Raw genomic sequence first — 21,340 nt, forward strand, 5'->3', positions numbered from 1 at the left:
CCGGCTACACGTTCGCGACGAGCGTCAGCCCGCCGCGGTCGCGCGCGGTCTTCCGTCTCTTGCTGCTCGCCACCAGGCGTGCCACCGCGGCTTCGATTCCGCGGGCCAGCGTGTCGACGTCGGCCCCGGCGTCGTAGTCGGCAAGGATGCCGAAGGACAGGTCGTCGGCGTAGCTGAGCATTGCCACCCCCGTTCGTAGTTGCATCGCGATCGGCGGAACCGGGAACACGCTCAGCACGCGCCGCCCCATGAAGTGCAGCGGTTCGCGGGGGCCGGGGACATTCGTCGTCAAGATGGCGACGCCGCGCTGCGGCAACCGGGTCAACAGACGGACGGCCCACGCGGTCAAGGGAAATGGGATGCGGTTGGCGACCGACACCAACGCATGACCCGCCTGGTGCTGTCCGTGAGACTTCGTGCGATCCAATCGGGAATGGACAATCCGCAGCCGCTGCACCGGGTTCCGCTCTTCGACCGGCAGGTACGGCAGCATCACCGAGACGCGGTTGTCGGTCTTGTCGAACGCGTCGACGGACCGCATCGACACCGGCACCAACGAGCGAAGCGCATCGGGCTGGGGATGCTCGCCACGCTGGACGAGGACGTTGCGGTAGCTCTCGGTGATCGCGGCCAGCGCGACATCGTTGACGGACACGTCGAACGCCCGGCACACCTGCGCGACGTCGGCCAGGGGAACCCGCGCGGCGCTGTAGCGGCGCAAATTGGTTATCGGCCCGTTCAGCGACGTCGCGGCGGGACGCAGCAGACCGGCCGCGATTTCGGCGGCGCCCAGGGCCGTGCGGGCGGTGGTGGCGGCGACGGCGGCCGAGGCATTCCACAGGCCGCCCAGCACTTTCAGCGGATTCACGTCCGACACGACCCGTAGGATTCCCTGCGCCTTGGGCTGCTTGGCGGCGCCGACCCGGCGCGCGAAGCTGTCGTGGATGCCGTTGGCGGCCGGGTCGCACAGGCCGGCGAGCATGTGGGTGGCGGCGATTCCGTCGGCCATGCAATGGTGGATCTTGGTCAGCATCGCCCACCGGTTGTCGCTGAGGCCCTCGATGACCCAGATTTCCCACAGCGGCCGATCCCGGTCGAGGCGCCGGGAGATGACGTCGGCGGCGAGCTGGAACAGCTCCCGGTCGTCGCCGGGCCGCGGCAGGGCGATGTGCCGCACGTGACGCGCGAGATCGAAGCCGGGATCGTCCACCCATTCGGGCGCGCCGAGATCGAGCGGGCGCATGCGCAGCCGCTGCCCGAACCGGGGGCACGCGCGGATCCGCTGCTCGAGCGTGGACATCAGCGCATCGCGGTCCGGGATCAGCCCCTCGATGACCGCCAGACCACCGATCGCCAGGCTCACGTGCCGATCGGAATCCTCCGCCTTGAGAAAGCCCGCGTCAAGGATTGTCAACTGGTCCACGGCCACCATCTCCACAGCTTATATGCAACTTGCAGTAACACTATTCTCCGCGCCGCCGGCCCGGCGGCGGCAGGGCCGAAAGTCCCCAAGTCGGCTCGTCAGCGCGATATAGAACGCGTTCTATTCGGCGGCGGAGAGAAGTGACTAAAGTACCTTTTTCCTGCGGCGTTACCCAGGTCTAATCGGACTAGATACTCTCACCCACAGGAGGTTGTCATGGCCCACCCCAACCTGGCGCCCGGGTTCGATTTCACCGACCCCGACATCTACGCGCACCGCCTACCGGTCGAAGAGCTGGCCGAGCTGCGCCGAACGGCGCCCGTGTGGTGGTGCGAGCAGACCCCGGGCAAGGCCGGCGGCTTCAACGACGGCGGCCACTGGGTGGTGACCAAGCACAAGGACGTCAAGGAGATATCGCTGCGCAGCGACGTGTTCTCCAGCTGGCAAAACGGCGTGATCCCGCGGTTCAGCGACGACATCGCCCGCGAGGACATCGAGGTCCAGCGATACGTGATGCTCAACATGGACGCGCCGCACCACACCCGGCTGCGCAAGATCATCTCGCGCGGGTTCACCCCGCGGGCCATCGGCCGGCTGCGCGACGAGCTCAACGAGCGCGCGCAGAACATCGCGAAGGCCGCCGCCGCCGCGGGCTCCGGCGACTTCGTCGAACAGGTGTCGTGCGAACTGCCGCTGCAGGCGATCGCCGGCCTGCTCGGCGTGCCGCAGGAGGACCGCAACAAGCTGTTCGAGTGGTCGAACGAGATGACCGGCAACGACGACCCCGAATACGCCCACATCAACCCGAAAGCCACCTCGGCGGAGCTGATCGCCTACGCGATGGGGATGGCCGCGATCAAGGCCAAAAACCCGGGCGACGACATCGTCACGTCGCTGATCGAGGCCGACATCGACGGCGAGAAGCTGTCCGACGACGAATTCGGGTTTTTCGTGGTGATGCTCGCGGTGGCCGGCAACGAGACCACCCGCAACACGATCACCCAGGGCATGATGGCGTTCTGCGATCACCCCGACCAGTGGGAGCTGTTCAAGAGGGAGCGCCCGGAGACCGCCGTCGACGAGATCGTGCGCTGGGCCACCCCGGTGACCTGCTTTCAGCGCACCGCGCTCGCCGACTACGAGCTGTCCGGGGTGACGATCAAGAAGGGCCAGCGGGTGCTGATGTTCTACCGCTCGGCCAACTTCGACGAGGACGTGTTCACCGATCCGTACACGTTCAACATCCTGCGCGACCCCAACCCGCACGTCGGATTCGGCGGCGGCGGCGAGCACTACTGCATCGGCGCCAACCTGGCCAGGCTGACGATCGGCCTCATGTTCAACGCCATCGCCGACCACATGCCCAATCTCGCGCCGCTCTCGACACCGCAGCGGCTGCGGTCGGGATGGCTCAACGGCATCAAACACTGGCAGGTCGATTACCAGGGCACCGGCCCACGGGGCGGGAACTGACCGCCCCCGCAACGGCATTCGCCCTCAGGGAGTGTCGTGTAGCGCGCTGGCGATGTTGTGCAACACCTCCGGGTGTCGCAAGAACGGGGTGATGATGTCGACCGGCAGCGGGAACACCACCGTTGAGTTCTGGTCGGCGCCCAATTCCAGAAGCGTTTGCAGGTAACGCAATTGCAGCGACGCCGGGCTCTTGGACAGGGTTTCGGCGGCTTCCCGCAGCTCCTCGGACGCCTGCAGCTCCCCGCGGGCGTTGATGACTTTGGCCCGGCGTTCCCGTTCGGCTTCGGCCTCGCGGGCCATCGCGCGCTGCATCGACTCCGGGATCTCGACGTCTTTGATCTCGACCACCCGGACCTGGATGCCCCATGGCTCCGTTTGCTTTTCGATGATCGTGCGCAAATCGCTGTTGAGGTCTTCACGGTGCGCCAGCAAGGTGTCGAGGTCGGCCCGCCCGAGCAGCGAACGCAGCGTCGTCTGCGCGATCTGGGAGGTCGCGACGGCGTAGTTCTCCACCGCCAGGATCGCCTTGAGCGGTTCCATCACCTGGAACATGACCACCGCGTTGACGCGGGCCGGCACGTTGTCGCGGGTGATCACCTCCTGCGGGGGGATGGTCAGCGTCACCAGCCGCTGATCGACTCGAATCATCTTGTCCACCAGCGGAATCAGGAAGCGAAGCCCGGGACGATACAGCGGGCGCACATGACCCATCCGGAACACCACCCCGCGTTCGTACTCGCGCAGGACCGTCAGCGACAGCAACCCGAGCACGGCCAGTATCGCGATCCCCGTGGCGATGACGCCAATCACCAGTGCGGTCATGAGGTCCTGTCTTCCTTGCCTTGCCAGCCTCCCCAGCGCGTGGAGTACCGGTCGATCGCGGCCGCCACCTGGTCCTCGATGGCGGTGCGGTGCGGCAGGTAATCCGGCGCGTTGGACGGAGTGTTCCACAGATGGCGGGCCAGCGGCAGCCCCAGCAGGACGACGACCAGCACCGTGCCCGCCAGCACCAGCACGTCGCCGACCGAATGGCTCGCGACCAACGTGGCCAGCGGCAGCACGATGCCGAACGCCACCACGCAGCAGGCGATTCCGCGATGAAACCGCCCGGCGTCCGAATGCGGCCACGGGTCGATCTCGCGGCTGACCTCGCGGCCGTGATCCGATGTCGTGCACGTCGACTTGACGGGACAGCTGTTACACACCACCGGCAACGCCCGGTATCGCATGACCCGGTGTTTGGGATCGAACGAGCTCGGCCATAGCCAGTGGTCCTGCGGGCACACCCAGGCGTCGTGGTCGGGGCGGTAGGTGAATCGGCCCGTGCGCCAGAGCGCCGCGCGCGCCGACGCCCGTCGCGCCATCGAGTCGAAACTCCACCCGATGGCCAGCAGCGCCAGCGAATAGCCGGCGATGAGCCACACGGACGCGGCTGGCGCGGCCATCGGTCAGTCCTTCGCCGCCGCCGCCGAGCCGGTTGTGGACTCGGCCGGAACCTCGGTGTAGAGCGGATGTTCGGGCAATTCTTGAACGGTCGAACCGGAACGGAAGTTGCGCAGCGCGGTCCACGCGATCCAGACGAACGGCAGCACACCGCCGACGATCAGGATGACGTCGCCGGGCAGCCGCAGCCATTCGAGCACCGCGTTGCCGGGTCTGGTGATGTAGCCCAGCGAGCGGGCCTCGAAGTAGCCGTCGTTGACCGAGTGGTACAGCTGCAGCACACCCAGCGGCAACAAGGTGACGAACACCATCCACGCCAGGCCGATGTTCATACACCAGAAGGAGATTCGCGCCAGCTTCTCCGGCCACTTGTCGGCGGGGATGACATAGCGGAACGCGAAAATCGCCAGGCCGACGGCGAGCATGCCGTACACGCCCATCATCGCCGCATGCGCGTGGTTGGCCGTCAGCGCGGTGCCGATCTGGTAGTAGGACACGATCGGCAGGTTGATCAGGAACCCGAAGATGCCCGCCCCCAAGAAGTTCCAGAAGCCCACCGCGACGAGGAACATCACCGCCCAGCGGTGCGGGAAGGGGTTGGCGTCGCCGGACTGCTGGCGCGCGCCCAGCTGCAGGAACGCCCACGCCTCGACAGTCAGGAAGGTCAGCGGAATGACCTCGGCCGCCGAGAAGAACGCGCCCAGCGCCATGTGCTCCACCGGGGTGCCGGAGAAGTACAGGTGGTGCATGGTGCCGATGACGCCGCCCGCGGAGTACAGGATGACGTCAAGGAAGATCACGCCCAACGCGATTCGCTCGCGCACCACGCCCAGCAGCACGAACATGTAGGCCACCATCACGGTGGTGAACAGTTCGAGGAAGTCCTCGACCCACAGGTGCACCACCCAGAACCGCCAGAAGTCGGCGACGGTGTAGTGGGTGTCGCTGCCGGCCAGTAGCCCGACGGCGTAGAACGCCGGAATCGCCAGCCCGGAGAAGAAGAACAGCCACGGCATGTTCATCTTCGACTCGCCCTTGAGCCGGGCGCGCATGCCCCGCCAGATGATCGCGATCCACACGAACAGGCCGACGATCAGCAGGATCTGCCAGAGCCGCGGCAGGTCGAGGTACTCCCACTGCTGGGAGAACAGCCCACCCGCGGGGATCACGCCGTAGATGGAGAGCCCCTCGCAGATCAGCGAGCCGAACACGACCACGGCGACGGCGCCCAGCAGGACGTAGGCGAGCAGGCCCTGTCGGCGCGGCTCGCGGCGGGCGATGAACGGCACCAGGAAGATGCCACCCGCCAGAAACGCCGCCGCGGTCCAGAACAACGCCAGCTGCAGGTGCCAGGTGCGGGCCAGGTTATAGGGCAGCAGCCGGGCCAGGTCCAGGCCGAAGAACGTCGACAAATCGGCGCGGTAGTGCTCGGCGGCCGCACCGAGCAGCGTCTGGGCCAAAAACAGCACCGACACGATCGCGAAGAACCAGATGGTCGCCCGCTGCGCCGGCGTCAGGCTCACCTCGCCGGGTTGGCGGAACGACAGCGTGGACGCCTCGGCGCCGTGCCAGCCGACCTTCTGGCTCCAGCGCCCGTAGACGGCGAACATGATTCCGATGCCGCCCAGCAGCGCGATCAGCGACAGCGCCGACCACACGACCACCGCCGCGGTCGGGCCGTTGTCGACCCGAGGCTCGGCCGGCCAGTTGTTGGTGTAGCTGTACCTGTGCCCGGGGCGCTCGGCCGCCGCGGCCCACGCCGTCCACGCGAAGAACGCCGTCAACTGGCGGATCTGCGCCTTGTCGGTGATCAGCTGCGGCAGCAGCCCGTACTTGGTCGAGTTCTCACCGAAGTAGGCCGCGTAATGGCTTTGGATGCGGCCGAACGCGGCGGCCTGGCGGTCGGTGAACACCAGCGTCTTGGTGTCGGGGTTGTACCGGTTGGTGCGGAACTCGGTGACCACGCGGTCGCGCGGGTCGACCAGACCCTGCGCCCGCAGCTGATCGGCGACGTCGTCGGTGGCCATGCGCAGGTATTCGGCCGTGTAGTCGGGCCCGAGGTAGGCGCCGTGGCCCAACACCGACCCGTACTCCATCAGCCCCCGGGCTTGGTAGAGCTCCTGCCCGCGGGTGATGTCGTCGCCGGTGAACAGCGGCTGACCGGATTCGCTGACCACCCTGTCGGGCATCGGCATCGCTGCCGTGTAGGTCCGATAGGCCAGGATGCCCATCACCAGGAAGCCGAAGATCATCACCAGGGCGACACCCTGGACCCATCCCCGTCCGACCAATGGCTGCGATGAATGTGCCGGGTGTTCTGACATGGCGACGACCTCTTTCGCGTGTATTGCCAGATGTCTGATACGCGACGCAGTCACAGTACTCGGATTGGGGCTGTGATGGTCTCAGGCAGTGGCGTCCTTGCCGCGGTTTCCCTTCGTGCTCGCGCAACGGGCCCACGCTACGAACCTTGGGGGACGGCGGGTTTGACATAGATCAAGTCGGCCCTATGGCTGTGGTCACAGAATCGAGCCACTCCGGGTATAGGAGTCCAAAGCGGCGATGTCGGGAATCTCGATGACGGCGCCGTCGGCACGGATCAGGCCCTTCTCGGAGAGGGCGCGCATCGCGCGGGAGAAGGTTTCGGGCGTCATGCCCAGCCGCGATGCGAGGACGTGTTTGAGGGCGGGCAGCTCGATGCGGGTCGACCGCGCGTCGAGGCTTGCCTCGCCTGCCGGCGGGGCGGCTCCCCCGCCCAGGTCGTAGGACCCGGCCCCGGCCGCGCCGAGGATGTAGGCCACGATCCGCTGGGTCGCGGATTGCAGGGACAGCATGGCGATGTCCTGGATCTTGCTTTGCAGCCGCCGCGCCATCGAGGCCAGCATGATGCGCGCCATCCCCGGGTCGTCGTCGAGGACCCGGTCGACCGCGGCGGCCGGGACGAACACCAGCCGCGCATCGGCCAGGGCGGTGGCGTCCACCGGATACGGTTCGCGGACGAACATGACCGCATGGCCGAAAGCGCTTCCCGGACGCAGGATTTCCAGCACCTTCAGCACGCCTTCGGAGTTGGACACCGAAAGCTGCATGAGGCCCTCGTGAACCATGTAGAAACCCGTCGATGGCGTTCCCTTACGGAACAGCACCTGACCCGAGGGCAGAAAGATCGCGCGGCTCCGCGCGGCCAGAAAGTCCACGTGCGCGGCGTCGAGCCCGTCGAACATGGGGACGGACGCGATGGCCTTTCGCAACTCGGTCACCGCGGGCCACTCACGATTGCGTTGTGTCGTCGAGGATGCGGACGCCGGTGACGATCTCGGGTCGGATGGCGATCAAGGTGTCCATGGTCATGTTCACCCACGGGCGCAGCCGCTGTTCGTAACGGGCGATCTGGTCGGGGTCGGTGATCGTGGTTGCCCACCCGGTGACCACGACGCTCCAGCCAGCCCGCCGCCGCGGGTCGAGGTCGTCGGCCTCGTACGCGACCACGACGCCGGCGCCGCTGCTCAATCGCACCACGGTGGACACCGTGGCGGTCAGGCGGGTGCGCACGATCACCCGGCCCCCGTCGACGAGGTGGTTGACCACGCGTATCGCCGGCAGCGCTTGGTGGGTGAACACCACCCGCCCATACTCGACGCTGGCCAGCAACCGCAGCGCCTCGCGGGGGTCGAGCTCGACCGTCCCGCGGGCGACCGCGGTGCCGCCATCCTGGGGGTGGCCTGTCATGACGCGGCAGCCGCCGCGCGCGACGCACACACCACCAGGCGACCTCGCCTTCTTCTCACGCTCGAACACTCGATTGCGCCAACGCCGAAGCCTTCCCGTTCGCCACGCGCGTCGAATAGGGTCCAAGGTCCCCACCAGATGTGGCGTTCGGCATCTCAGGCCCGGCGGGTCGTGCCGGGGGCTACGGCATCCGCGCGCGATGCCGCTTGTCGTGGGACGGGACGCCGTTGACGCCCGCGATCGACTCCGCGTAGGTGCCCACGGCGAACGCGACGCCAGAACCCATGACCGCCAACGCTTCCCGGTTGATACCGTCCACGGTGTCGCGGGGGCTCTGGTAGTTGGGGTCGAACGGGACACCGGACTGACCGCCCCACAGCCGCGCCTGCAGCGTGGTCTTCGTCTGGGAAGCACCGGCGGTCATGCCGCCGATCGGCACGCCCGCGACCATGAAGGGGTGGTAGTCGGCCCTGGTGCTCAACGGCATGTCGGCGGGCCGCTTGCCGGCCTGGTACAGATAGCCGGCCAGGGTGCGCTCGATACCGGCCGAACCGTCGGGCACGTCGCCGAATGCGATCCCGGCCCCCGGCGGACCGGACTGGTCGCCGTCGTCGGTGAAGAAGCCGGCGTTCGGCGAGCCGAGCATGGTGAAGTCCAGGTACATCGCGACGTCGTTGAGTTGATCGCGATCCATGCCGAACACGTAGTCCATGGCGCCGTTGAGCCCGTCCTCCTCGGCTCCCCAGAACACGAACCGCACCGCGTTGTTCACCGGGGCCAACGGGCCCAGCCGCAGCGCCGTTTCCAGCACCGCCGCCACGCCGGTCCCGTCGTCGTTGATGCCCGGGCCGTTGCGCGGGCTGTCGAGATGTGCGCCGACCACGATCACGTCATGCGGCGAGCCGGTTTCCGTTTGCGCCAACACGTTTCGCGACGTGATCTTGATGTTCTCGGCGTCCAGCACCAGGCGTATCGGCGCGGTGTCGCGTTCGAGCGCGGCGGCGCCGTAGCCGCCGGCGACGGCGACCGGCACGGCCAGTTGCTTGAAGTAGCCGGGGGTGAACAGGGTGGGCGGGGTCGCCCCGCCGTTGTTCGTGCTGAGCACGATCAGCGCGGCCGCGCCCCTGGCCACCGCGCTGTTCTGCTTGTCGACCACCGAGCAGCGGGCGTCGTCGACGACGGCGATCGCGCCCCTGGGCACCGCCGCCGGATAATCGCCGGCCGCGCAGCCCGACGGTTGTGCCGGACGGACCGGCAGCCCGGTGACGCCACCGGGAGGCGTCCGGACCAGCAACGAGGCCTGGTCGACCGGATAGGTGCGGCCGGCTATCGTCAGCGCCGGCTTGCCCGGCGAAACCTGATACAGCCGGTCGAACTGCGGCGTCGACACCGCAAAGCCCCTGTCCCGCAAGGTCTTCGCCACATACTCGACGCTGGCGTCATACCCCGGTGTGCCCTCCGCCCGGTTTCCGTGGTTGGCGTTGGCGATGTCCTGCAGCGCGCGCAGGTGGGCGACCATCCGGTCCACGGTCACCCTGGCGGCCAGGCCGTGACCGAGATCCGGCGCAGCGGCCGGCGGCGCCGGGCGCGGCGGCGCGCACCCCGCCACCAGCCCGATCAGCACCAGCGCCGAGCCCAGCCGGCGAATCACCGGCCGCCTCATGGCTTACCGAGCGCGTGGCGCGTACGGTCCGCCAGGTCCGGAACCCCGTTCCGGCCGCCAATGTCTTGGGCGTACAATGCCACCGCGTAGGCGACACCGCCGCCGTTGATGCCCAGCGAGGCGCGGTCGATGTGGTCGAGGGTGTCGGTTTTTTGGTGGTAGTTGGGATCGAACGGCTCGTCGGCGGTTCCGCCCCACAGCTTGGCCTGCTCCGCGGACTTCTTGACCTCGGCCCCGGAGAACAGGCCGCCGGCCGGGATTCCGGCCAGGGTGAACCCGTCGTAGTCCGAACGGCCGTCGAACGAGGTGTCCTGCGCGGCCTTGCCGGCCGACTTCAGGTAGGCGACGAGCGTGCGCTCGATGCCGGCCGAGCCTTCCGGCACCACCGGCTGGCCGCGGGCGTCCGCCGGCAACGATTGGTCCCCGTCGTAGGTGAAGTAGCCGGGGTTCGGCGACGCGAGCATGTCGAAGTTCAGGTACAGCGCAATGTCTTTGAGCCCGTCCAGGTCCAGCGACTCCACGTAGTTGCGCGACCCGATCAGCCCGAGTTCCTCCGCGCCCCAGAAGCCGAACCGCACCGCGTTGCGGACCGGTGGCGAGTTCCCCAGCTGCACGGCGGTTTCCAGGACGGCGGCGACTCCCGACCCGTCGTCGTTGATGCCCGGCCCCTCGGGCACGCTGTCCAGGTGCGCGCCCGCCATCACCACGTCGGTGCCCGACCCCGTCTTGGTTTGCGCGATGACGTTGCGCGCCTTGAAGCTCTGGACGCTCGCGTTGAGCTTGATGGTGGTCGGTCCCGGCTGCGCGCGCAGCTGCACGCCGCCGGACTTGGTCACGCTCACCACCGGGATCTTCACGACGGTGTTGGCCCCCAGGGTCCCGCCCATCTGCTGCTCGTCGACGTTGTCGGCGACGATCATCGCCACGGCGCCGCGCTGCGCCGCGGCGTCCTCCTTCTGGGCGAACGGGCACGCGCCACGGTCGACCAGCACCACCGCGCCCCGCACCGGGAGCCCGTCAAAGTCGGAGGCCTGACAGCCCGCGCCGTCCCCGGCGGGCACCGCGACCAACGGCCCGCTCACGCCGTCGGGCGGGGTGCCGAGGCTGAAATCCAGCGCACGCGCCTCCACGGTCGCGCCGGCGACCGTCACCGCCGGCTTGTCGCCGTGAAACACCCGCGCCGAGAACTCGGGCGTCTGCACGTCGAAGCCGCTGTGGCGCAACGTGTTCACCACATAGTCGACGCTGGCTTCGTAGCCCGGTGTGCCCACCGCGCGGGTGCCGTCATTGGCGTTGGCGATGTCCTGCAGCTTCGACAGGTGCGCCATCATCGCGTCGGCCGTGACCTTGCTCCGGATAGCGGTGGCGAACTCGGCCGCGGCCGGGTCGCCGGTCGCCTGCCGGGAGTCGGCGCACCGGTGCGAGCAGCCGGTCAGGAACGCGGTCAGGGCGACCACGGCCAGGACCGCCGGGACCGTCCTTGGAGTGTTTACCATCTCGCCCAAGGTTAGACATACAGCGCGCTGAATGGGGCGAACGGGATGTTGCGCACCACAAACCAGGCGCCCACCACGAGCAGCGTCACCATCGCCGACCACCGTCGGTGCTGCCAGCCCCTGATCCGCCGGCCCGTCACGCGGCCGTAGGTCCACGCCAGGTAGGCCCATACCAACAACGCCAGCGCCACCAGGCCCACGGCGTTGAACCGGGCGGCGGCCGTCACGTCGCCGTGCATGAGCGAATACAGCATCCGCGCCGTTCCGCAGCCCGGACAGTCGATGCCCAGGAGAGCCTTCGTGGGGCACACCGGCAGCGGCCCGTTCGGCGTGGTCGGATCGCCCACCCAGACCGCGGCACACACCAATGACGTGGACGCGGCCACCAGCAGCGGCGCGCCGAGGGCGTGGTTACAACATCGAGGAGAGCGAAGAAAGGGTCGAAAGCGTCGCCGCGCTCGAATTTCCGGCATTCAGACCACCCGCCACGGCAATGATGATGAGGAGTTAGCTGGCGTGAAGCGGTGCTTACCCTACCCGAGCGCCGGCGCGACGGCACCGTCTCCGCAAAATTCGTTATTTCCGCCGACCGCCCGACGGCATGCCCGCGGCCGCTGCCTCGCCATCGCCCGGGCGGCGAGCGCCGGCAGCGGCCCGAAAGTCGTTGATTATCAACCGGTTTGTCGCGTCGCGGCAACGTCATGCGCGCGCGGCGTGAATGACGCCCAGACAGATAATTTCCAGCGGAATGTGTTGCATAGTCAGGACATACGCCTACGATCCCTTTAGCAGGCGCGCGGCCGCGCCGCCGGTCCGACAACCGCAAGGAGCCAGGATGATGCCTCCCCCCAACAACGCGCTGCGAGCCGCCGCGGCCGCCGCGCTCGTGGGCGGTCTTGCCGTCACCGGCTCCGCGACGGCGGCCGCGGACCCCGCGGACACCGGCAGCCCGGCAAACATCAACAGGCTGGCCGCCTCGCTGTCGAAGGGCTACGGCCTCAACAACTGCACCGCCCAGAACCTCACCAGCGGCGAACTCGCCGCGCTCAGTTGCGGACAAAGCCCCGACCCCAGCGGCCCCGTCCAGGCGAAGTACATCCTCTTCAGCAACTCGGACAATCTGGCCGGCTCGTTCAAGGCCAGCATCAAGGACGACGTTCTGAGCGCGTGCGGGGACAGTGGCCAGTCGCCGACCACCTGGCACCAGGGCGGTTCCACGGGCGACTCGGGACAACTGGCGTGCGGGACCTACCAGAACGCCGCCGAGATCATCTGGACCACGGACTCCAAAAACGTGTTGAGCTACATCCGCGGATCCAGCACCGACGTCGCGGCCCTTTATCAATGGTGGCGGGCCAACGGCTGACGTTGCGCCATGGCGACCCGAAGGTGCTTGTGGTCCTTGGCTTTCCACTACACGAGGGAGCTCAGGATGTCCCCTCTCGGCAAGGCGCTGCGGGCCGCGGCGGCCGTGGCGCTCGCGGGCGGTTCCGTCATCGCCGGCACCGCGACGGCGGCCGCGGACCCCGACAACATCGGTAGCTCGGCGGACGTCAACACGCTGGCCGCCGCGCTGTCGAAGGGCTACGGCCTCAACGACTGCCAATCGGCGCCACTGACGGGCCCGGTGCTGGCCGAACTCGATTGCGGCCAAAGCCCCGATCCCAACGGACCGGCCGCGGGCGTCTACCAGCTCTACAACGGCGGCAGCGACCTGGGCGCCGCGTTCACCGCCGGCGTCAACGGCGTATCCCTGGCCCCCTGCGGGGAGGGCGGCGAGTCACCGGGCACCTGGCACCAGGGCAGTTCCGGCCAGACGGCGGGACAGGTGGTGTGCGGGACGTACAAGAACGCCGCGATAATAACCTGGACCACGGACAGCAAAAACGTGTTGAGTCACATCCGCGCGTCCAACACCGACGTCAACGCGCTCTACCAGTGGTGGCGCACCAACGGCTGACGTTCAGGGCTCGGCCGTCGAACCACCCTGCGCGGCATGACGTTTCACCGCTCCGGGGAGGACGCCTGCGCCCAGAACCGCTTGGGGATCCGCCCGGCCCGCCGCGCCAGGTGGCCGGCGCTCACGGCGGCGGCCATCGCGGCGGCCATGGCCGGCGGGTCGGCGGCCCGGGTCACCGCGGTGGCCAACAGCACGGCGTCGCAACCCAACTCCATCGCCAACGCGGCGTCGCTGGCGGTGCCGATGCCGGCGTCGAGCACCACCGGAACGCCCGCCCGGGCCACGATCATCTCGATGTTGTGCGGGTTGGTGATGCCAAGGCCGGTGCCGATCGGCGAGCCCAGCGGCATCACCGCCGCGCAGCCGGTGTCCTCCAGCCGACGGGCCAGCACCGGGTCGTCGTTGGTGTAGGGCAGGACGACGAACCCGTCATCGACCAATTGCTCCGCCGCCCGGACCAATTCGACCGCGTCGGGCAGCAGGGTGCGTTCGTCGGCGATCACCTCGAGCTTGACCCAGTTGGTGTTCAGCGCCTCGCGGGCCAGCCGCGCGGTGAGCACCGCCTCGGCCGCGCCGCGGCACCCCGCGGTGTTGGGCAGCGGCGTGATGCCGAGCCGGTTGAGCAGGCCGAGCAGCCCGGTCCCGCCCTCGGCGTCGACCCGGCGCATCGCGACGGTGGTCAGCTCGGTTCCCGACGCGATCAGCGCCTCTTCGAGCACCGCGAGGTTGGTCGCCCCGCCGGTGCCCATGATGAGCCGCGAGGCGAAGCTGCGGTCCCCGATCGTCAGTTTCTGGTCAGCCACCTTGCACCGCCGTCACCACCTCGAGTCGGACCGGCCCGGAAAGGTCGGAAAGTTTTGTGGCCCAGTCGGATCGCGGCAGCACCGCGTCGCCCATGGCCACCGCGATGCCACGGTCCGGGAAGCCCAGCGACTCCAGCAACGCGGCCACGGTGGTGCGCCCGTCGGCCTCGACCCGCCGCTCGTTGACGATGACGATCATCGGTGGGCTCCGACCGGAACGAGTTCGGACACAATCCGTTCGGCGGTCCAGGGCGCCAGCAGAAACCCCGATCGGCCGTGGCCGGCGGCGACCAGGGTTCGTTCGTCCAGGCGTTGCACGAGTGGCAGGTTGTCGGGTGTCATCGGGCGCAGCCCGGCGGCGCACTCGGCCAGCTCGTATTCGCCCAGCGCCGGCAGCACCGCGCAGGCGTCGTCGAGCAGGTCACGCACCCCGGACACGACCGGGGCCGTGTCGCGGCCGTGTTCGTATTGGGTGGCGCCGACGACCACCCCGTCCGCGCGCGGCACCAGGTACACCTGCCGTCCGTGCACGCGGGCGCGAATCACCCTGGCCAGCAACGGCATACACCCCTTGCGCCAGCGCAGGCGCAGCACCTCGCCCTTCACCGGGCGCACGGGCAGGCCCGGCCACAGCGTCGGCGCGTCGACGCCGTTGGCGATCACCACCGCGTCGGCGTCGACCCGAGACAGGTCGTGCGCCGGCGCGGCCCACCGGACCCCGAGGCGCTCGCAGTCCAGGCTCAGCGCCTCGAGCACCGCGCGGTTGTCCACGGCGAGCTCGGTGGGCGCGCGGAAGCCGTGCCGGATGCCCTGCGCCAGCAGGGGTTCCACGTCGCGGGCGGCCGACTCCCAGACCACCGGATGGCCCTGGGCGGAGAGCCACTCGGCCACGGTGCGCAGGTCCGCGACGTCGGCCCGGTCGACGGCGACCACCAGCGACTCGCGGGCGGTGATCACCGTCGGCGGCAGCCCGTCGAGGAAACCGCCCTCGCGCCACAGCCGCAGGGACTCGATGCCCAGCCGCAACAATCGTTCCTCGCCGGGCCAGCCCTCGCTGTGCGGGGCCAGCATGCCGCCCGCGACCCAGGACGCGCCCGGATCGCCGGTGCGATGCACCCGCACGGACCATCCGGCCCGCGCCGCCCGGCGCGCCACCGACAGCCCGATGACCCCGCCGCCGACGACGGCCAACGAGCCGGCCAGCGTGTTCGGCATCCCTTCGCTCCCTTCGCCGGCATGATCCGGATCAGGTTCGACGGTAAGGACAGGCGCGCCCACTCTCAGACCCCGCTCCCGGGACTCCCGTGTTCTTCAGGCTTCCACGCTAGCGCGCTAGCGTCGCGGTGTGCACGACTCCCATGCCCGCCTCGCGGCGGCGAGGCTTTACCTGTGTACCGACGCGCGCCGCGAGCGCGGCGACCTGGCCCGGTTCGTCGACGCCGCCCTGGCGGGCGGGGTCGACATCGTCCAGCTGCGCGACAAGGGATCGGCCGGCGAGCGGCGGTTCGGCCCGCTCGAGGCGCGCGACGAGCTGGCCGCCTGCGAGATCCTGGCCGACGCGGCCCGCCGGCACGGCGCCCTGTTCGCGGTCAACGACCGCGCCGACATCGCCCGCGCGGCCGGCGCCGACGCGCTGCACCTGGGCCAGGGCGACCTGCCACTGGGCGCGGCGCGCGAGATCGTCGGGCCCGACGTCCTGATCGGGCTGTCCACCCACGACCGCGGCCAGGTCGCCGCGGCCGCCGAAAGCCGGGCCGACTACTTCTGCGTCGGCCCCTGCTGGCCCACCCCGACCAAGCCGGGCCGCGCGGCGCCGGGCCTGGAGCTGCTGCGGGTGGCCGCCGAACTCGGCGGCGGCAAGCCGTGGTTCGCGATCGGCGGGATCGACGCCCGGCGGCTGCCCGAGGTCCTCGACGCCGGTGCGCGACGAATCGTGGTGGTGCGGGCGATCACCGCGGCCGAGGACCCCCGGGCCGCGGCCGAACGGCTCAGCTCGGCGCTTGCAGCAGCGAGCTGACGCGGCGGCTCAGCTGCGACGGCGCCTCGTCGGCCGCGCCGGGCATGCACCAGACGAAGACCCCGGCCTCGATCTCGATCGTGCGCGGCAGGCCCCGCCGTCGTTCGTCGCCCTGGCCCAGCGGCACCAGCGCCGGGGCGGTGCGCAGGCGCTGCCAGCTGGCCGCGAAGCCGGGATGCAGCGGCAGGTCGGCGACCTCGTTCTCGCCGACCCAGCGCATCTCGGCGCTTTCCCCGTTGGGCACGGTGTGCAGCAGCTCGGCCGCGTCGGCGACCACGGTGGTGTAGGTCCAGCGGGCGCCGCCGAGCCCCAAGACCTCGGCCGTCACCACGGTCGCCCGCACGGTCAGCAGCTCGGCCAACAGGCCGGCCTCTTCGCGGGCTTCGCGGACCGCGGTTTCCTCGGGGGTCTCGTGGCTATCCCGCGCACCGCCCGGCAAACCCCAGGTGCCGCCCTGATGGCTCCACACCGCCCGATGCTGCAGCAGCACCGCGGGGCTGCCGTCGGGCCGGGGGGCGCGCAACAACAGCCCGGCGGCGCCGTGCCGGCCCCAGTAGTGAGCGCCGCCGTCGGATATCACCCATCCGTCACCGTCGCCCTGCACGAATTCAGGATATGCAGGCGTCAATCAGATCGGCCTCCCCCCATCCGGCCGAACATTCTCTTAGAATTCGCTTATCCGGGTTGGTGCGGCGAATCGCATGTGTTTTCGGAGGCCGAAAGGTGAGGGCTGATCAGACGTGACGGTCGAGCTGGCGCACCCGTCAACCGAGCCGAAGGGGTCGCGGTCGCCGGCCGAACCGGCCCATCCCCGCTGGTGGTTCATCTCGACGACGCCGGGCCGCATCCTGACCATCGGGATCGTGCTGGCGGCGCTCGGCGTGTCCAGCGCGTTCGCCACCTCGACGACGATCAACCACCGGCAGCAGGTGCTGACCACGGTGCTCAACCACACCGAGCCGCTGTCGTTCGCGGCCGGGCGGCTCTACACCACGCTGTCGGTGGCCGACGCCGCGGCGGCCACCGCGTTCATCGCCCAGGCCGAGCCGCGCCCGGTCCGGCAGCGCTACGAGCAGGCCATCACCGACGCCGCGGTGGCCGTGACCCGGGCGTCGAGCGGCCTGACGGACGAGCCGCTGGTGCAATTGCTGGGCCGGATCAACGCCGAACTGGCCGTCTACACCGGGCTGATCGAGATCGCGCGCACCAACAACCGCGAGGGCAACCCGGTGGGGTCGTCGTACCTGTCGGAGGCGTCGGGGCTGATGCAGTCCACGATCCTGCCCGACGCGGCGCAGCTCTATCAGGCGACGTCGGAGCGGGTGGACTCGGAAACCACCGCGTCCACTCACTTCCCGGCCCCGGTGATCCTCGTCGTCGCCAGCACGGTGGTCTTCGGCGCGTTCGCCCATCGCTGGCTGGCCCGGCGCACCAGGCGCCGGATCAACCCGGGGCTGGTCGTCGGCGCGCTCGGTATCCTCGTCATGGTGGTATGGGTCGGAACCGCGCTCACCATCTCGACGACCGCCAGTCGCAGCGCCAAGGACACCGCCGCCGAGTCGCTCAAGACCGTCACCAACGTCGCCATCACCGCCCAGCAGGCGCGGGCCGACGAGACGCTGTCGCTGATCCGCCGGGGCGACGAGGAGGTCCGCAAGCAGTCGTTCTATCAGCGCATCGACTCCATGCACGCCCAGCTCGACCAGTACATGTCCCGCAGCGACGCCGTCGACAAGCCCGACCTGCAGGGCGCCGATCAGCTGCTGCTCCGCTGGCGCCAGGCCAACGACCGGATCAACTCCTACATCTCGGTGGGCAACTACCGGGCCGCCACCCAGGTCGCCCTCGGCAGCGGTGAGGACGACTCCACCCCGGCGTTCGACAAGCTCGAAGACCAATTGGGCAAGGCCATGGACCAAAGCCGCACCCACCTGCGCGACGACGTCCTCAGCGCGCGCGGCGGGCTGTCGGGCGCCCAGGTCGGCGGCGTGGTGCTCAGCCTCGGCGCCGCCATCGCGGTCGCGCTGGGCCTGTGGCCCCGGCTGAAAGAGTATCGATAATGACGCGCCTGCCCCGAGCGCTCGCCGCGGCCGCCGCGGCGATCGTGCTCGCGGGCTGCGGCCACAAGGAATCGCTGACGGGGGCGACCGCGCCGACGCTGCCGCCGCCGACGCCGGTCGGCATGCAGGAGTTGCCGCCGGAGCCGCCGCTGCCCCCGGACAACGCCAGCCAGGACTGCAACGCGACCGCCAGCCTGCGGCCCTTCCCCACCAAGGCCGAGGCGGACGCCGCGGTCGCCGACATCCGCACCCGCGGCAGGCTGATCGTCGGCCTCGACATCGGCAGCAACCTGTTCAGCTTCCGCGACCCGATCACCGGCGAGATCACCGGCTTCGACGTCGACATCGCCGGTGAGATCGCGCGCGACATCTTCGGGGCGCCCTCGCACGTCGAGTACCGCATCCTGTCGTCCGACGAGCGCGTGACCGCGCTGCAGCGCTCGGAGGTCGACGTCGTCGTCAAGACCATGACCATCACGTGCGAGCGGCGCAAGCTGGTGAACTTCTCCACCGTCTACCTCGACGCCAACCAGCGCATCCTCGCCCCGCGCGACTCGCCGATCGCCAGGGTGGCCGACCTGTCGGGCAAGCGGGTCTGCGTGGCCAGGGGCACCACGTCGCTGCACCGGATCCAGCAGATCGACCCGCCGCCGGCCATCGTGTCGGTGGTGAACTGGGCCGACTGCCTGGTGGCCATGCAGCAGCGGGAGATCGACGCCGTCAGCACCGACGACTCGATCCTGGCCGGGCTGGTCGAGGAAGACCCCTACTTGCACATCGTCGGGCCGAACATGGCCACGCAGCCCTACGGCATCGGCATCAACCTGGACAACACCGGCCTGGTCCGGTTCGTCAACGGCACCCTGGAACGCATCCGCCGGGACGGCACGTGGAACACGTTGTACCGCAAGTGGTTGACGGTGTTGGGGCCCGCGCCCGCCCCGCCCACGCCGAGGTACGTGGACTGATGGGCGAGCCGATGGACTTCGAAGACGGCGCGGCGGCGGAGTCGCGGCCGGCCGAAGCGCAAACCGGCGCGGAGTCGCGGCCGCAGGCCACGCAGGCGCTGTTCCGGCCCGATTTCGACGACGATGACGACGACTTCCCGCTCGTCCCCGGCATAGACACGGAGTCGCCCGAGCGGATGACGGTGGCCACGCGGGTGCTCCCGCCGACCCGGCAGCTGGGCGGTGGCCTGGTCGAGATCCCCCGCGGGCGGGACATCGATCCGCTCGAGGCGCTGATGACCAACCCGGTGGTGCCGGAGTCCAAGCGCTTCTGCTGGAACTGCGGGAAGCCGGTCGGCCGGTCCGGGGCCGAGAAGGGCGCGTCGGAGGGCTGGTGCCCCGCCTGCGGCAGCCCGTATTCGTTTCTGCCGCAGCTGAATCCCGGCGACATCGTCGCGGGCCAGTACGAGGTCAAGGGCTGCATCGCGCACGGCGGGCTGGGCTGGGTCTACCTCGCCGTCGACCACAACGTCAACGACCGCCCGGTGGTGCTCAAGGGCCTGGTGCACTCCGGTGACGCCGAGGCGCAGGCGATCGCGATGGCCGAACGCCAGTTCCTCGCCGAGGTGGTGCACCCGCAGATCGTGCAGATCTTCAACTTCGTCGAGCACACCGACCGGCACGGCGACCCCGTCGGCTACATCGTCATGGAGTACATCGGGGGCCAGTCGCTCAAGCGGCGCCTCAAGCAGGGGGAAGCCGAGAAACCGCCGGTCGCCGAGGCGATCGCCTACCTGCTGGAGATCCTGCCCGCGCTGAGCTATCTGCACACGATCGGCCTGGTCTACAACGACCTGAAGCCGGAGAACATCATGCTCACCGAGGAGCAGCTCAAGCTGATCGACCTGGGTGCGGTGTCGCGGATCAATTCGTTCGGCTACCTCTACGGCACACCGGGCTTTCAGGCGCCGGAGATCGTGCGGACCGGCCCGACGGTGGCCACCGACATCTACACGGTGGGACGCACGCTGGCGGCGCTCACGCTGAACCTGCGCACCCGCAACGGCCGCTACGTGGACGGGCTGCCCGACGACGACCCCGTGCTGGCCACGTACGACTCCTTCGCCCGGCTGCTGCGCCGCGCCATCGACCCCGACCCGCGGCGCCGGTTCTCCACGGCCGAGGAGATGTCCGCGCAGCTGATGGGCGTGCTACGCGAGGTGGTCGCCCAGGACACCGGGGAGCCGCGGCCCGGGCTGTCGACGGTCTTCTCCCCCAGCCGCTCGACGTTCGGGGTGGACCTGCTGGTCGCGCACACCGACGTGTACCTGGACGGGCAGGTCCATTCAGAGAAGCTGACGGCCAGGGAAATCGTGACCGCGCTGTCGGTGCCGCTGGTCGATCCGGCCGACGTCGCCGCCCCGGTGCTGCAGGCGACGGTGCTCTCCCAGCCGGTGCAGACGCTGGATTCGCTGCGCGCGGCCCGCCACGGCACGCTGGACGCGGACGGCGTCGAGCTGTCGGAGTCGATCGAGCTGCCGCTGATGGAGGTCCGCGCGCTGCTGGACCTCGGCGATGTGGCCAAGGCCACCCGCAAACTCGACGACCTGGCCGAGCGGGTCGGCTGGCAGTGGCGGTTGGTCTGGTACCGCGCGGTCGCCGAGCTGCTCACCGGCGACTACGACTCGGCCACCAAGCATTTCACCGAGGTGCTGGACACCTTCCCCGGCGAGCTCGCGCCCAAGCTGGCGCTGGCCGCCACCGCCGAGCTGGCCGGCAACACCGACGTGCACAAGTTCTACGAGACGGTGTGGAAGACCAACGACGGCATCATCTCGGCGGCTTTCGGGCTGGCCAGATCCCTTTCGGCCGAAGGCGATCGAGAGGGCGCGGTGCGCACGCTCGACGAGGTGCCGCCCACCTCACGGCATTTCACCACCGCGCGCCTGACCAGCGCCGTGACCCTGATGTCCGGCCGGTCCACCGGCGAGATCACCGAGGCGCAGATCCGCGACGCGGCCCGCCGCGTGGAGGCGCTGCCGCCGACCGAGCCACGCGTGCTGCAGATCCGCGCCCTGGTGTTGGGCGGCGCGATGGACTGGCTCGAGGACAACCGGGACGACAAGAAAGCCAGCACCAACCACATCCTCGGTTTCCCGTTCACCGAACACGGCCTGCGCCTGGGCGTGGAGGCGTCGCTGCGCAGCCTGGCCCGCGTCGCGCCCACGCAACGGCACCGCTACACGCTGGTGGACATGGCCAACAAGGTGCGGCCCACCAGCACGTTCTAGTCTTTCCGGGTTGGGCTTCGCTTTGGGTGTGAACC

At 69.5% G+C, this 21,340-nt stretch carries 20 protein-coding genes; 7 read left to right on the forward strand and 13 right to left on the reverse strand.

Annotated elements, in window-relative coordinates:
* Positions 1–4 precede the first annotated feature (4 nt).
* Entirely contained in the window at positions 5–1,423 is a 1,419-nt protein-coding gene (locus tag G6N25_RS07140; protein ID WP_083074244.1) for a WS/DGAT/MGAT family O-acyltransferase, read from the reverse strand.
* Between the two features lie 216 nt (positions 1,424–1,639).
* On the opposite strand from G6N25_RS07140, the gene G6N25_RS07145 reads away from it, so the two are divergent.
* On the forward strand, positions 1,640–2,896 hold the full coding sequence (locus G6N25_RS07145) for a cytochrome P450 (RefSeq protein WP_083074205.1): 1,257 nt from the start codon (positions 1,640–1,642) through the stop codon (positions 2,894–2,896).
* A 24-nt stretch (positions 2,897–2,920) separates the two neighbouring features.
* Here G6N25_RS07145 and G6N25_RS07150 read toward each other — a convergent pair whose 3' ends face one another.
* The 8 genes from G6N25_RS07150 to G6N25_RS07185 all read right to left on the reverse strand — a co-directional run bounded on the left by G6N25_RS07150 (position 2,921) and on the right by G6N25_RS07185 (position 11,616).
* The gene (locus G6N25_RS07150) at positions 2,921–3,718 is read right to left on the reverse strand and encodes a slipin family protein (RefSeq protein WP_083074204.1); all 798 of its coding nucleotides are present in this window, start codon (positions 3,716–3,718) and stop codon (positions 2,921–2,923) included.
* On the reverse strand, positions 3,715–4,341 hold the full coding sequence (locus G6N25_RS07155; protein WP_083074203.1) for a hypothetical protein: 627 nt from the start codon (positions 4,339–4,341) through the stop codon (positions 3,715–3,717). Before G6N25_RS07155 ends, G6N25_RS07150 begins: the two co-directional genes overlap by 4 nt.
* A gap of 3 nt (positions 4,342–4,344) precedes the next feature.
* Entirely contained in the window at positions 4,345–6,663 is a 2,319-nt protein-coding gene (locus G6N25_RS07160) for a nitric-oxide reductase large subunit (RefSeq protein WP_083074202.1), read from the reverse strand.
* Positions 6,664–6,858: 195 nt separating this feature from the next.
* Entirely contained in the window at positions 6,859–7,599 is a 741-nt protein-coding gene (locus G6N25_RS07165) for a Crp/Fnr family transcriptional regulator (protein WP_083074201.1), read from the reverse strand.
* Between the two features lie 10 nt (positions 7,600–7,609).
* The gene (locus G6N25_RS07170) at positions 7,610–8,068 is read right to left on the reverse strand and encodes a pyridoxamine 5'-phosphate oxidase family protein (RefSeq protein WP_083074243.1); all 459 of its coding nucleotides are present in this window, start codon (positions 8,066–8,068) and stop codon (positions 7,610–7,612) included.
* A gap of 181 nt (positions 8,069–8,249) precedes the next feature.
* Positions 8,250–9,719, reverse strand: a complete 1,470-nt coding sequence (locus G6N25_RS07175) for a M28 family peptidase (protein ID WP_142272645.1) — start codon at positions 9,717–9,719, stop codon at positions 8,250–8,252.
* Positions 9,720–9,727: 8 nt separating this feature from the next.
* The gene (locus tag G6N25_RS07180; RefSeq protein ID WP_083074242.1) at positions 9,728–11,227 is read right to left on the reverse strand and encodes a M28 family metallopeptidase; all 1,500 of its coding nucleotides are present in this window, start codon (positions 11,225–11,227) and stop codon (positions 9,728–9,730) included.
* Between the two features lie 11 nt (positions 11,228–11,238).
* Positions 11,239–11,616 (reverse strand): DUF2752 domain-containing protein, encoded by a 378-nt coding sequence (locus G6N25_RS07185; RefSeq protein ID WP_232065933.1) that lies wholly within the window; start codon positions 11,614–11,616, stop codon positions 11,239–11,241.
* Between the two features lie 449 nt (positions 11,617–12,065).
* Between G6N25_RS07185 and G6N25_RS07190 the strand changes: the two genes are divergently transcribed.
* Together G6N25_RS07190 and G6N25_RS07195 are read left to right on the forward strand one after the other, a co-directional pair.
* Entirely contained in the window at positions 12,066–12,593 is a 528-nt protein-coding gene (locus G6N25_RS07190; RefSeq protein ID WP_083074241.1) for a serine/threonine protein kinase, read from the forward strand.
* Positions 12,594–12,659: 66 nt separating this feature from the next.
* Positions 12,660–13,187: a serine/threonine protein kinase gene (locus G6N25_RS07195; RefSeq protein WP_083074198.1), complete on the forward strand. Its 528-nt coding sequence runs from the start codon at positions 12,660–12,662 to the stop codon at positions 13,185–13,187.
* A gap of 44 nt (positions 13,188–13,231) precedes the next feature.
* Here G6N25_RS07195 and thiG read toward each other — a convergent pair whose 3' ends face one another.
* Genes thiG through thiO form a run of 3 tightly spaced genes read right to left on the reverse strand, consistent with a single transcriptional unit; the run spans position 13,232 to position 15,205 of the window.
* Positions 13,232–13,990 carry a thiazole synthase gene (gene thiG / locus G6N25_RS07200; RefSeq protein WP_083074197.1) on the reverse strand — a complete coding sequence of 253 codons (759 nt, stop codon included), beginning with the start codon at positions 13,988–13,990 and terminating at the stop codon, positions 13,232–13,234.
* Entirely contained in the window at positions 13,983–14,189 is a 207-nt protein-coding gene (gene thiS / locus G6N25_RS07205) for a sulfur carrier protein ThiS (RefSeq protein ID WP_083074196.1), read from the reverse strand. Before thiS ends, thiG begins: the two co-directional genes overlap by 8 nt.
* Positions 14,186–15,205, reverse strand: coding sequence for a glycine oxidase ThiO (thiO, locus tag G6N25_RS07210; RefSeq protein ID WP_083074195.1), 1,020 nt, complete (start codon positions 15,203–15,205; stop codon positions 14,186–14,188). Before thiO ends, thiS begins: the two co-directional genes overlap by 4 nt.
* Positions 15,206–15,335: 130 nt before the next feature.
* Here thiO and thiE point away from each other — a divergent pair, with 130 nt between their 5' ends.
* Positions 15,336–16,007 (forward strand): thiamine phosphate synthase, encoded by a 672-nt coding sequence (gene thiE / locus G6N25_RS07215; RefSeq protein ID WP_083074194.1) that lies wholly within the window; start codon positions 15,336–15,338, stop codon positions 16,005–16,007.
* On the opposite strand, the gene G6N25_RS07220 is transcribed toward thiE, so the two are convergent.
* Positions 15,979–16,611, reverse strand: coding sequence for an NUDIX hydrolase (locus tag G6N25_RS07220; protein WP_083074193.1), 633 nt, complete (start codon positions 16,609–16,611; stop codon positions 15,979–15,981). The two genes, thiE and G6N25_RS07220, sit on opposite strands and share 29 nt — an antisense overlap.
* 136 nt (positions 16,612–16,747) lie before the next feature.
* On the opposite strand from G6N25_RS07220, the gene glnX reads away from it, so the two are divergent.
* The 3 genes from glnX to G6N25_RS07235 are packed head-to-tail and all read left to right on the forward strand — an operon-like array spanning position 16,748 to position 21,305.
* On the forward strand, positions 16,748–18,067 hold the full coding sequence (gene glnX, locus G6N25_RS07225; protein ID WP_083074192.1) for a protein kinase G-activating protein GlnX: 1,320 nt from the start codon (positions 16,748–16,750) through the stop codon (positions 18,065–18,067).
* Positions 18,067–19,035 (forward strand): glutamate ABC transporter substrate-binding protein, encoded by a 969-nt coding sequence (locus G6N25_RS07230; protein WP_083074191.1) that lies wholly within the window; start codon positions 18,067–18,069, stop codon positions 19,033–19,035. The genes glnX and G6N25_RS07230 overlap by 1 nt, the downstream gene beginning before the upstream one ends.
* Positions 19,036–19,046: 11 nt before the next feature.
* Positions 19,047–21,305 carry a serine/threonine-protein kinase PknG gene (locus tag G6N25_RS07235; RefSeq protein ID WP_408632427.1) on the forward strand — a complete coding sequence of 753 codons (2,259 nt, stop codon included), beginning with the start codon at positions 19,047–19,049 and terminating at the stop codon, positions 21,303–21,305.
* Positions 21,306–21,340 lie beyond the last annotated feature (35 nt).

Origin of the sequence: Mycobacterium heidelbergense (genome assembly GCF_010730745.1) — a bacterium.
In the GTDB taxonomy this organism is placed as follows: domain Bacteria; phylum Actinomycetota; class Actinomycetes; order Mycobacteriales; family Mycobacteriaceae; genus Mycobacterium; species Mycobacterium heidelbergense.